11 protein-coding genes are annotated in these 11,928 nt (G+C 70.6%); 5 read left to right on the top strand and 6 right to left on the bottom strand.

Going from position 1 to position 11,928, the window contains the following annotated elements; all coding sequences use genetic code 11:
• Positions 1-82: 82 nt before the first annotated feature.
• The 3 genes from ABZT06_RS45765 to ABZT06_RS45775 all read left to right on the top strand — a co-directional run bounded on the left by ABZT06_RS45765 (position 83) and on the right by ABZT06_RS45775 (position 2,722).
• Positions 83-1,078, top strand: a complete 996-nt coding sequence (locus tag ABZT06_RS45765; protein ID WP_355754834.1) for an ATP-binding protein — start codon at positions 83-85, stop codon at positions 1,076-1,078.
• Positions 1,075-1,749, top strand: coding sequence for a hypothetical protein (locus ABZT06_RS45770; RefSeq protein WP_355754762.1), 675 nt, complete (start codon positions 1,075-1,077; stop codon positions 1,747-1,749). Before ABZT06_RS45765 ends, ABZT06_RS45770 begins: the two co-directional genes overlap by 4 nt.
• A gap of 205 nt (positions 1,750-1,954) precedes the next feature.
• Positions 1,955-2,722 carry a GntR family transcriptional regulator gene (locus ABZT06_RS45775; RefSeq protein WP_355754764.1) on the top strand — a complete coding sequence of 256 codons (768 nt, stop codon included), beginning with the start codon at positions 1,955-1,957 and terminating at the stop codon, positions 2,720-2,722.
• 850 nt (positions 2,723-3,572) lie between these two features.
• Here ABZT06_RS45775 and ABZT06_RS45780 read toward each other — a convergent pair.
• The 6 genes from ABZT06_RS45780 to ABZT06_RS45805 are packed head-to-tail and all read right to left on the bottom strand — an operon-like array spanning position 3,573 to position 9,071.
• The gene (locus ABZT06_RS45780; protein WP_355754767.1) at positions 3,573-4,409 is read right to left on the bottom strand and encodes a hypothetical protein; all 837 of its coding nucleotides are present in this window, start codon (positions 4,407-4,409) and stop codon (positions 3,573-3,575) included.
• 4 nt (positions 4,410-4,413) lie between these two features.
• On the bottom strand, positions 4,414-4,767 hold the full coding sequence (locus tag ABZT06_RS45785; protein WP_355754770.1) for a hypothetical protein: 354 nt from the start codon (positions 4,765-4,767) through the stop codon (positions 4,414-4,416).
• A 45-nt stretch (positions 4,768-4,812) separates the two neighbouring features.
• Entirely contained in the window at positions 4,813-5,820 is a 1,008-nt protein-coding gene (locus ABZT06_RS45790) for an NAD(P)H-dependent glycerol-3-phosphate dehydrogenase (RefSeq protein ID WP_355754772.1), read from the bottom strand.
• The gene (locus tag ABZT06_RS45795; RefSeq protein WP_355754774.1) at positions 5,817-6,683 is read right to left on the bottom strand and encodes a class I SAM-dependent methyltransferase; all 867 of its coding nucleotides are present in this window, start codon (positions 6,681-6,683) and stop codon (positions 5,817-5,819) included. The genes ABZT06_RS45790 and ABZT06_RS45795 overlap by 4 nt, the downstream gene beginning before the upstream one ends.
• The gene (locus ABZT06_RS45800; protein ID WP_355754776.1) at positions 6,680-7,831 is read right to left on the bottom strand and encodes a YcaO-like family protein; all 1,152 of its coding nucleotides are present in this window, start codon (positions 7,829-7,831) and stop codon (positions 6,680-6,682) included. The genes ABZT06_RS45795 and ABZT06_RS45800 overlap by 4 nt, the downstream gene beginning before the upstream one ends.
• Positions 7,818-9,071, bottom strand: coding sequence for a TfuA-like protein (locus tag ABZT06_RS45805; RefSeq protein WP_355754779.1), 1,254 nt, complete (start codon positions 9,069-9,071; stop codon positions 7,818-7,820). The genes ABZT06_RS45800 and ABZT06_RS45805 overlap by 14 nt, the downstream gene beginning before the upstream one ends.
• Positions 9,072-9,445: 374 nt before the next feature.
• Between ABZT06_RS45805 and ABZT06_RS45810 the strand changes: the two genes are divergently transcribed.
• A complete protein-coding gene (locus ABZT06_RS45810) occupies positions 9,446-10,786 on the top strand; it encodes a helix-turn-helix transcriptional regulator (protein ID WP_355754781.1) in 1,341 nt (446 codons plus the stop codon).
• A 361-nt stretch (positions 10,787-11,147) separates the two neighbouring features.
• The gene (locus ABZT06_RS45815; RefSeq protein WP_355754783.1) at positions 11,148-11,618 is read left to right on the top strand and encodes a hypothetical protein; all 471 of its coding nucleotides are present in this window, start codon (positions 11,148-11,150) and stop codon (positions 11,616-11,618) included.
• Positions 11,619-11,928: the final 310 nt, after the last annotated feature.

Consider the following 11,928-nt stretch of genomic DNA (forward strand, 5'->3'; position numbering starts at 1 on the left):
CCCCAGCCCGGCAGGCCCGCCTGCCCGCACCGCCACCGAAGCGCCTTGGCCGCACGCCCACGAGGCCGAACCGCAGTGGCCGATCACCACCTGGCAGGGCTGGCAGCACTTCGCCACCACCCCGCCCCTGACCCCGCCCCAGCCCGGCGACCCACCCCGCAGCCTTGAGGAACGTCTCGCCTACCACTCCCGGTTCGTCACCGTCCGCACCCCCGCCCTCAACACCCTCGCCACCCAGGTCCGCACCCTGATGCTGCTCGGCCACCACCAGCAGACCACCGCCCGGCCCTCACTGATCGTCACCGGCCCCGCCACCGCCGGGAAAACGACCGCGCTCCTCGAAGTCGGGCGCACCTGCCACCTCGCCCACACCCGCAAACACCCGGCCCCGCCCGGGCGCGCCCACCAGCAGGCACCGGTCGCGTACCTGCTGGTGCCGCCCGGCGCCACCGCCAAGACCCTCGCCACCGAATTCGCCCGCTACCTCGGCATCCCCGTCACCACCCGCATGACCCAGACCCAGATCACCGAAGCCGTCTGCCACACCTACACCGCCGCCGGTGTCCGCCTGATCCTCATCGACGAGATCCACCGCCTCAACCCCCGCACCACCACCGGCGCCGAAGCCACCGACCTGCTCAAAGACCTCACCGAGCGCATCAAAGCGACCTTCGTCTACACCGGCATCGACGTCACCTCAACCCCCCTGTTCACCGGCGTCCGCGGCGCCCAACTCGCCGGCCGCGCCAGCCTCATCCCCTGCGGCCCCCTGCCCGCCCGCCACGGAAACACCCACCCCTTCACCGATCTCATCACCGACATGGAAAACGCCCTCGACCTCACCCACCACACCCCCGGCACCCTCCCCCGCCACGCCACCTACCTCCACCAGCGCACCGCCGGCCGCATCGGAAGCCTCGCCCGCCTCATCCGCCAAGCCGCCATCACCGCCATCTGCGACGGCACCGAACGCATCACCAAAAAGACCCTCGACGCCATCCCCCTCGACCACCTCGCCGAAGAAACAAGCCGCCCCCGCACCCGCCCAAGCGCCAGAACAGGAAAACCCCGCACGTGACACACCACCCCGACGGGCCCGCAGCCGAAGAATCAGCCACCCTCTGCAAAAGAGTGTGGGACGTCCTGGTCCCCGCCCGCGCCGACTACCTGGCAGGCGTCTCACCCCACTACGACGAGGTCTTCCACGACATCGCCCAGCGAACCGAACACACCGGCAGCCTCGGCAAGACGGACATCGCCGCCCTGACCGTCTGGAAACGGCTCTCCGCACAAACCCGCTGGGTCACAGCACTGATGTCCCTGCCCGACACCCAGGTACGAGCCGTCACCGAACGGGCCGTCACCGCCGTCCGCGACACCACCCTCACCCGCAGCGAGGCCGCCCGCGCAGGGCGCGGCATCATCTGGGAACTGCCCGGCTTCCGCACCGGCGACGCCCTCGCCTCAGCCGTCCTGACCGCGGCAGCACCCCAGCGGATGGCCATCTACGACCGCCGCGTCCAACACGCCCTCGACACCCTCGGCCTCACCCTCACCCCCACACCCGGCCGCTACGGCCGCTACCTCCAACTCCTCGACCACCTCCTCCACCACCGCCCCCCACACGCCGGCGACTGGACCGCACGCGACCTCGACACCGCCCTGTACTGGACCGGTGCAGGCCCACCCGCACCAGCCCTGACCACCCAACAACACGCTGACCAGCACAAACACACGCCAGCCCTTTAGACACCAGACGCCATCCCTGACAGCACCACACCGTTATCAGAACCCCGACAACCCCAGGTCAGACAACCCGCACCACCACCGAAACCTCAAGAAGAGCGCCCCCTCCCTTCTCATAAAACCCCCAACACCCCAGCTCACACCCACCCACCCACACCAACTACCGCACTCTCAATCACAGAGCCGCTGACCAGTACGGAGTCCGCGTATGGGCCACGAGGAGCCGCCGCAGCACGAGGTCGTCGCCAACGACCTGCGCCGTCGACTCGACAGCGGTGAATGGGGTGTTGGAGAAAGGCTGCCCTCCCGGGCCCGCCTGGCCGAGGAGTACGGAGTCGGCGCCAACGTCATGCAGAAGGCCCAGGAGAGGCTCATCGCCGAGGGCCGACTGCAGGGCCGCGCCGGATCCGGCACCTTCGTCGCCGAGCTCCGCGAACGCCGCCGCATGATCCGCTCCCGGCACCGCGAGCGCCGCCGCGGCAGTCCCTTCCGCGCGGACATGGCCGAACTCGGCCGCGAGGGAACCTGGGAGGCGCACTCCGAGGCCCGCACACCCGCCCCGCACGACATCGCCCAGAGACTGGGCATCGAGCCCGGCGACCCCTGCGTCCGCACCAGCTACGAGTTCCTCGCCGACGCCCAGCCCGCCCAGCTCTCCGTGTCCTGGGAACCGATGGCCATCACAGGCGACACCCCCATCCTGCTGCCCGAAATGGGCCCGCTCGCCGGCAAAGGCGTCGTCGAGCGGATGCACTCCATCGGCGTCCACATCGTCACCGCGCTCGAAGTCCCCCGCCCAGGACGTGCCACCCGAGAGCAGGCCAACCTGCTCGGGATCGGCCGCGGGGACCAGGTCCTCGTCATCGAGCGGACCTACTACGACTGCGACGGCCGCGCCGTGGAGACCGCCGACATCACCGTCCCGGACGCCCGCTGGGAAGTCGCCTACGAGTTCGGAGTGGACGCCGCCCGGTAGCACCGCAGAGGCCGCCCCCATCTCACCACCCCCTGCCACGAGGGGCCCGGTCTCCCCCGGCTGGCGCAGTGCGCGCACGGCACGGAACCCACAACTCGCGCATCGAATCGGCAGGTTGAGCCCGCCCGGGCCATCGCCGCACCGCGTCCCTCACCGTCGCGCGTAGCGCGGCCACGGACGTCAGGCCCTGCGATCGCTCGATCAGCCAGTAGGCACCAGGCGGTTCCTGCGTGCCATCCGCGGGCAACACCGCGTCCGAGCAGGATGCGCGAGCGCCCAGGTGGGACGGCAGCCAGTGGAAGGGGTCAGCGGGGACGAGAAAGGACAAGGTGGCAGCGCCCGGCAACGGATTCACACTGACCGCGCCCGGCGCAGTCAGTTGCTCCAGCGCCTGCAGCGCAAGGCACCGGAAGACCGTGATGACGTTGACCTGGTCGGCCGTAGCCGCGTCACATCCGCTCGCCCAAGCGATCCCGTCGCAGCCCATGCGGTTGCCTCCTCCACCCGCGGATCACGTGACGGTAGAGCCGGGCAGGGGCAGGGTGCTGTGGGCGAACTGGAAGTTCGCAATATCTGGGGCCCCCTCTCCTTCTCTATGGGCATCGGTGATGGCTGGTTGGTTCACTGAGTGACACGGAGCACGGCGATGCCCGCAGCCCGCCCCAAACTGTGTGACTCACACGGTTTAAGGCGTCCATCGTCATGGCCGGTGAGCCGATTAGCAACGGCCCGTCTACTGGGCGCAGTGTCACTGCGAACGCGCGATCCGCATCGAGAATGCGGCGCCTCGAGTCGCAGTCTGGCCTCAGTGGACCGTCTCGCTCTCGGCAGAGCCCGGGCCGAGATGGGCTCAGCCGATGAAAGCGGCGTACGTTCCGACAGTGAGCCCCGAGAACGTCAGCAGCTGGCGCGGCTTCAGGCAGGTGAACGCGACGTGCATCCCGATGCCCATGGCGATGGCGTACGGGGTGGTGGCCGAGATCAGCAGCAGGACGGGTAGGGCGATCTCGGCGGTGATGACGGTGACCGCGACGAGCCGCCACAGGTGGATGTCGCGAGTGGTGAGGTTGCCGGTGCGGCGGTGCACGGCGGCGGGGACTGCGTGCTGGCGGCGGTAGGGGACGCGGTCCTTGAGCTGGGTGTATGCATGCATCCACTGGGCCAGGAAGAGGCCGCTGCGGAACTGGCGGGAGCGCCACTTCTGCACGGCGCTGTTCCAGTAGAGATCGGTGGTGACGAGCACTAGGAGCGCTTGGGCCCAGGTGTTGGCCGTGCTGGGGTGGTGGTCGATGGTCAGGCCGTGGCCCAGGTCTCCGGCGGCCATCAGGCACGCTCCGGTCAGGAGGGTGAACCGTACGGCGCTGGGGCTCTTGAGGTAGAGCAGCTCCATGGCGGCCCCGGCCAGCACCAGCAGCAGAGACAACCGCGGCGTGAGGCCGGCGGCCAGCGCGAGGGCGGCCGCCGTGCGCACGATGAGCAGGGGCCGGTAGGCGTCTGCGAGGAGCCGTCCGCGGCGGGGGCCGAACCGCTGGAGTGCGAGGTGGAGGCTGAGTGATTCGGGGGCGAACCGCCTCCAGCCGCCTTGGCCGAAGGAGAGCGTGAACCGTACGGCCAGGACGGTGCCGTAGACGATGCGGAACATCTGGAGCCGTCCCGGGTCGGTCGGGCTGCGAAAGCCGGAAGTCACGGCGTCATAGAGCCACACGGCTGTCCCTCACCTCGATCGGCTGCTCACCCTTGACAGACAGGCACCTGCCCCGCCCTTCGATCCGGTCGTAGCGGCCGGTGCGGATCAGGTGATCGACGACCGCCTGGAGCTGGGGCGGGGGCAGCAGGAACGTGCCCGGGGAGAGGAAGGCGTAGGGATTGACGGGCTCGGTGTGGCCGTCCTTGGTGCCGGTGAGTTCGATGATCACGAAGGTGGCCCGGGAGAAGACGGGATAGCGCATCCAACGGCCGGGCCTGAGGGTGAAACCGGTGATCATCCATGCCACCAGGGTCGCGGTCACGGTGAGTTGGACAGCAGTCTGTAAGGCTGCGGGCATGACGGAAAACCTCCGGGTGGGGAGGGGCGAAGGTGGTGGGGCCGCTTACTCGGGCTTGGGGGGCCGTTGCATCAGGGCGGTGACGGCTTCGTCGAGGGTGGCCTTGCCGTTCAGCAGGGTGGTGACCACGGTCGTGATCGGCATGTCGACACCGTGGGTGCGGGCGAGGTCGAGGATCGCCTCCGCGCTCTTGACGCCCTCGGTGGTCTGCTTCGTCGCGGCGGCGGCTTCGTCGACGCTCAGGCCCGCGCCGAGGTAGGTGCCGAAGGTGCGGTTGCGCGAGAGCGGGGAGGAGCAGGTGGCGACCAGGTCGCCCATGCCGGACAGTCCGGCGAGGGTGGCGGGCTGGGCGCCCATCGCGGTGGCCAGCCGGATGCTCTCCGCCAGCCCCCTCGTCATGATCAGCGCCGTGGCGTTGTCGCCGAGGCCCAGGCCGGAGGCGATGCCGACGGCCAGGGCGATGACGTTCTTGAGCGCGCCGCCCATCTCGCAGCCGATCACGTCGGTGGAGGTGTAGGGCCGGAAGTACGGGGTGTGGCAGGCGGCCTGGAACCGGCGGGCGGCGTCTTCGTCGGCGCAGGCGATGGTGGCGGCCGCGGGCTGGCGGGCCATGATCTCCCGCGCCAGATTCGGTCCGGACAGCACCGCGACCCGCTCGGCACCGACGCCGGTCACCTCACGGATGATCTCGCTGGCCCGCAGATGACTGTGGGTCTCGATGCCCTTCATCAGGGAGACGATCACCGTCTGGGGCCCGATGTGGGGCGTCCATGCGGTCAGGCACTGGCGCAGGGACTGCGCGGGCACGGACAGGACGAGGTAGTCGGCGCCCTCCAGCGCGGCCGCCGGATTGGTCGTGGCGGTCAGCGAGGCGGGCAGCTCAACGTCCGGGAAGTAGTCCGGGTTGCGGTGGCCGGTGTTGATCGCGTCGGCGATCGTGGCGCGGCGGGCGTGCAGGACGACGCTGGTGCCGGCGTCCGCGAGGATCGTCCCCGCGGCGGTGCCCCAGGAGCCGGCGGAGAACACCGCCGCACGGGCGGGCTGCTGGCTCACTGCTGGGTCCTCTCGTCCAGGCGCCCGCCGTGAGGGTGGCCGGGCCTGGTCATCGTATCGGCCGTGAGGCCTGTCACCGGGCGGCGCAGGGTCAGCAGGACCGCGCGCCGTCCGGGCAAGGTGGGGAGCCGTTGGTTCGCGGTGGCCAGCATGTTCTGCGCCTCCGCCTCACCGAGCTCGCGGGTGAGGGTGTCCGCGTGACGGATCCACAGCCGGAACAACCGCTCCCAGGTGGCGGGTTCCTCGGGGCGCTCGTCGACGTGCTCCAGGACGAACCCGACCGCCCCGGCGTGCGCCTCGAAGTCCGGTTCGGCGTCGCGCCGTACCGCGCGGGTGAGGGCGAGGCGGCCGCCGGGGGCAAGAACGCGGCCGAATTCCCGCAGCGCGGCCGTCCGGTCGGCGGCGAAGGACAGGGCGTCCACGCACACCATGGCGGCCGCGCAGCCGTCGGGCAGGCCGCTGTCCTCCAGGCGGGCGACGCGGAAGAGCGCACGGTCGGCGGCAACGAAGCCAGTGGCGCGGGCGGTTGCCTGGGTGATGGCGGCCTGCGCCTGGTCGATGCCGGTCACGCGGACCGACAGGGCTCGGGCCAGCCACAGGCCAACCCCGCCGGTTCCGCACCCCGCGTCAACCAGGAGCTGGCCGGGCGTCATCTGCAGGCGGGCGACCAGCAGCCCCAGCAGCGGCCAGTCCAGCGAGCTGTTCGCGGCGACCTCGTGCGGGTAGCGCTCCCCCATTGCCTCGGCGTACAGGCGGGCGACCAGCGATCCACCGCGGGCCCGGACGGAGTGCCAGGCGTCGAACGCGGCCGCCGACGTCGGCGCTGCGGCGGGGGCTTTTTGTGGGAGGGGTTGGTGGGTCATCGCGGCATCGTCCTCGTGATGCGTGAGCGGGTGCCCGGAGCCACGACCTGCACCACGTGAACCGGGGCGGCCGAATCGGACAGGTCCAGGGCGAGCGGTTCGTGACGGGTGACGCGCTGGATGCGGCGGGCGAGCTCGGCGACCTGGTCGGCGAAGCTGCCGCACACCGGGGTGTAGTGCGCGGCGGCGTGCTGCCAGTCGGCCAGGCCGGTGCGCTGAGCGGGGCGGAAGGCGGGGATGTGGTCGGCGCCGGCCGGTTCGCTGGGCAGGTCGTCCCGGGTCCCGGAGATCACGGTGAGACGGGACTGCGCAGCCTCGGTCAGCGCCCTGGTGAGTGCGATGGCGGCACTGGGATGGCAGCCGCCGCCGGCGAACACCATCGGCAGGTCCTCCGACCACACGTAGGCCAGGGCGACGGGCAGCCCGTACGGTCCGTCGACCAGCGCGATCTCCAGCGCCATCTGCGCCGCCGTCAGGCGGCCGATGATCTCGCGAGCGTACGGATCGTCCACCGTGACGGGGTCGATGAGCGTGCGGCGCTGTCCTCCGGACTGGCCGTCGCGGTAGAGGACATCCCTCTCGATGACCTCGCACAAGGCGTGCACGAGCGCCTCGTCGCGACTGTTCCCGCAGGCCAGGCCGGTGCTGGTGGCTCGCACCAGGTCCGGACTCCACTCCGGGCGCTGAACTCGCCGACGCACCACGTCCACGGGCACCAGCACTTTGTCCCCGCTGACCAGGGCGCTGCCCGTCGTCCAGTCCCACACCATCCGAGCCAGCACGCTTGCGGTGTAGGGGACGGTCAGTGGCAGCGCGGTCAGCGGGCAGTGCCCACCGACCTCGTTCGCGGGGCCGTGGGCCGTGACGGGCAGCGGCTGCTCGACGTGCCACAGCTCGATCGCCTCGCACACCGCCGACAGCTTGGCCAGCAGGTCGGTGGCGCCCTTGCCCTGCGAGGTGCTCAGGGTGCGGGAGGCGGGGCGGATCGCCGTCCACACCGGCAGGCCGATGCAGTCGAGGCGGGTCAGGTCGGCGACCCGCGTGATTCCGTACTCCCCAAGCCGCCCCTCCAGCAGCTCCCACGTGTCCTGCGGGCTCCGGGCACGCACCGTGCCCGCCAGTTCCACCAGGCCGTCACTGCCCACCACGGGCCCCCTCTGTCGTCTCGGTTGCTTCTCTCTGCTCGGCGAGGAAGCCGGGCACCAGCCGCTTGACCGCCTCGACGGCGTGGGCGCCGCTGACCAGGCCGCGTGCGGACGCCTCCGCGTCGAGCGCCTTCGGGCGGCAGCGCCACACCAGGAGCAGGACCCGACGGGCAAGGTCGTCAGACACGTCCGTCGCCCCGGCCCGCTCGCGGCGCCAGGCGGCGCGGACATCGGTGTAGCGGGCGATCGCGTCGCGATCCTCGCGGGTCTCGCCCACCAGCAGCAGCGCCAGGGTCGCCTCATCGCGCAGGTCGAGCGCCGGGTGGAAGACCCGGTGCGCGGGCAGCACGCCACCGGTCGCCTGCTGGAGCCGTTCGGACAGCGGGAGGCCCTGGCCACAGGCTGGATGCCGGGAGCGGTGGGCGAGGACGTCAGCCCACCGCTCCCGGAAGTCCTTGTCGAACACCTGCTGGTAGACGACCCGGTCCCGGGCCGACAGCTCGGTGCCGTCCACGGTGTGGCGGGCGAAGTGGTTGGACCAGCCCCGGAAATACACGTTGTCCCACGTCACGGCGTCCGGCACCGGTCCGGCCGGGATCCGGCCGCCCAGGGCGGTGCGGACGGCGGCGAGGGCATCGAGGCGCTTGAGGTCGCCGAAGTACCGGTCGCCCTCGCGTCGTTCGTCCAGCCACCCCGCGAACTCCGCCTCCCCCTGATGCCGGCAGACGGCCCGAACGGCGGCCGTGGTGCGTTGCGGGTAATAGACGGCGCGCAGTGCGGCCAGCAGGCGCTGCGAGCGTGCCTCGTCGAGGATCCCGTCCGCCCGGGCCAGGGCCAAGATGTGCCGCAGGTTCACCAGGGGCCAGGTCAGCGCCTGCCCCTCGCCGTCCGGGGCCTGGCCGACCGCGACCTCATCGTCGCCGCTGATCTCCCGCTGGGCGTAGGCGGTGTAGACGGCGCCGATGCCCAGCATCCCGAACGTGTCGAGCTCGGCGGCCCGCAGGGCGCCGATGCTGGCCGCCCCGATCACTCGCACGCCCCGGCCCATCGCGGCCAGGATCTCCTTGTGCCGCAGCGACGGCGCCTGGTGATACACCCCGTCGATGATCACAACCGTGTCGCCCTGGCGGACGTCGGCGTCGAACAGGTCACCGTGCCTGACCGGCGGCAGCACCCGCACACCGGGCTCCGACAGCACCGGCTCGGTCCGCGCGAGCGTCGGCCCGACATACACGTGGTGCACGAACTCCTCCTCCATCACACGGGAGGGTGTCCCTCCCCGTCCCGTACGGGCGCGAGGAGGAACACCCCGGTGGAATAGCTGCGGATCAGGTCAGGGCACGTACGGGTCGTCGTTCTCGACGTCCTCGGCGACGACCAGGACCTCGACCGGGCACTCTTCCGACGACGTCGTGGTGTTGGCGGCCGCGGCTGCGGACTTGGACATGACCCCTCCTCGGGACCGGAGTTCAGCGGCCGGGAACCCCCGGCACGGCTGCGGACACCCACCAGCAAACCGACCCCGGCCAAGACCCGTAAGACCCACCATGGGGACCCCGTCGTGGGGGTATCGTCGGCGCTGACGCTCCGTCACCCTGCCCGCGCTGAGGGGAATTCGTGGTGGACGACTTACCGCCGTCACCGGCCCAGGTACCGCCCCGCCTGCTGCACGACCCGGCCTTCCTCACAGCCGCCCGCAAGCGGGACTTCGCCACCCTCTTCGCGATGGCCCATCGCCACGGCGTCAGCTACTACCGGATCAGCGAAGCCAGCGGCATCAAGCCCGACCGCATCTCCCGGATCGCGCAAGGCCAAGGGACCGTGACGGCACTGGACACAATCATCCGGGTTGCGGACGCACTTCGGATTCCGGGTGCCCAACTCGGGCTCGCTGCGCGACCCTGGGAGAACAGCACCCCCCAGCCTCGTCTGGAGTCCGACGATGACGGAGACGACCCCATGAACCGCCGCCAGATGCTGCGCGGCGCGCTCGCAGCCGGTCTCACCGGGACCGCCCTCACTGCCTTGGCCGACACCCGCCAGTCCCTCGACCTGGCACTCGCCGCCGACACCGAACCTGCCGACCTCACCGACCTGGAGGCGGCCGCCGAAACCTACGGCTACGGCTACCACGGACAGCCGCCCCGCCAGGTCCTGGCCGACCTCGTCACCGACTTCGCCGAACTCAAGCCCCTGCTGAGCACTCCTCAGCCGGTCGCCACCCGCATCCGGGCGTGCCGCACGGCCGGGCAGATGGCCGGGATGACGGCGATCGTCCTGCACGATCTCGGCGCCCGAAAAGCCTCCCGGGAGTGGTTCACCACCGCCGCAAAGGCGGCCCGGGAATCCGGCGACATGCAACTGCTCGCCTGGATCTGGGGACGCGAGGCCATGGTCCCGCTCAACTACGGTGCCCCCCAGGCCGCATCCATCCTCGCCGAGCGAGCACGGCGGGCCGCCGGCGACCGGCCGACCGCCGCGGCCACCCTCGCGGCCGCCGTCGCCGCCCGCGCCTACGCCCTCAGCCACCAGGACGAACAGGCCCGCGACGCCCTCAAGGCCGCCGACGCCTACATGGAGCGGCTCGACGCCGGCGCCCGGGCCGACACCTGGTTCACCCACGGAGAGCAGAAACACCACGTGCACCTCTCCCACGCGCTCACCGCGCTCGGCGACACCGCCCGGGCCCGCGAGAGCCAGGCCCGCGCGCTGGAACTGTCCGCGCCGACCTCCACCATGACTCGCTCCCTGCTCCTCGTCGACGCGGCCGCCTGCACCCACCACGACGGCGACACCGAAGAAGCGTGCAGGCGGACGACCGCCGTAATAGCTGGCCTCCCCGACGCCTACCGCACCGGCCTCGTCCACCGCCGCGCCCTCGACCTGTACCGCGCCATTCCCGCCCAGCACCACCATGAGGCCGCTGTACGCGAACTCCGCGACGTGCTCACGGCCTGAGTCAGTCGCGGCGAGAGGAATCCATGCCGCCGCCGCGCGACGGGATCTGCGCTCAGGGACCGATGAAGCACGGGCGCGGCTATCGGATCCGGGAACGCGTCCTCCTAGCTGTGCCGTCTCATGAGATTGGTGCCAGGGGACCCTGGTTGGCGAAGTCGTGGTCTCCTTCAGGAAGACCAACAACGAAGACCCCGGATTCAGGAGGGTCCTCCACGGATGCTCTACGGATACGAGCTGTCCACTCAGGGGTGGGCCATTGTGTGTCGGTGTCCCAGCGGACCCCTGCGAGGTTGATCCCAACAAGATTCATAGTGGCTAGGTCGGCGCCACGGAAGCTACTTGCTGCATCAGCCAGGTTGTCATGAGCTTCGAAGAAGTCATCGGCAAGACCACTAACGGTGCCATCTGCGATTTCGATGTTGCGCTTGAGATCGTGGGCGAGGGTTCGGTCGCGAGCGAGTTCGAGGCCGAGTTCGCGGGCGAGACCGAGAGCGCGGTCGAGGCCGTCGCCGCGGTCGAAGTCGCGGGCGTAGGCGAGGACATCGTCGAGTTCGCGGTCAACGGCGAGGGCTTTGCCGAGGCCGAGGCCGAGTTCGCGGGCGAGGGCGAGGGCGCTGGTACGGCACTTGGCGAGTTTGCGGGCGAGGGCACGGCCATTGGCGAGGTTGCGGGCATCGCCGAAGTCGCGGGCGAGGGCGCGGACAAGGTTGCGGGCATCGCCGACGTCGCGGACGAAGTCGAGATGGAGATCGCGGTCAAGGATCTCGAGGAAGTCGAGAGAGCGAAGGATTTCATCGCCGACGTCGCGGACCAAGTTGAGAGCGCGGTCTAGGTCGACGTCGGGGTCGCGGTCTAGGCCGAGAGCGTGGGCATGGTCGAGGCGGTGGGCGAGGCGGTGGGCGAGGCTGCGGGCTCGGTCGAGATCCAACCGTTGGGCAGCAGTCCCCAGGAAATCCGCAGCTGCCAGAAGTTCGTCGCGACGCCGAAGCCGCTTTTGTGGAGACACGAACTTCCAACTAGCTGTTGCGTCAGCCAGGCCCAATCCCCTCTTGCCCTCCTGGGCTGGGCCAGCCTGAGGCGTCTCGCGAGAGCGGGCGGCTTCCCGAACTGAAGGAAGAGATGCGGCCGAACTATCCAACGCA

The organism is Streptomyces sp. NPDC005483, from assembly GCF_040606035.1.
Lineage (GTDB): Bacteria > Actinomycetota > Actinomycetes > Streptomycetales > Streptomycetaceae > Streptomyces.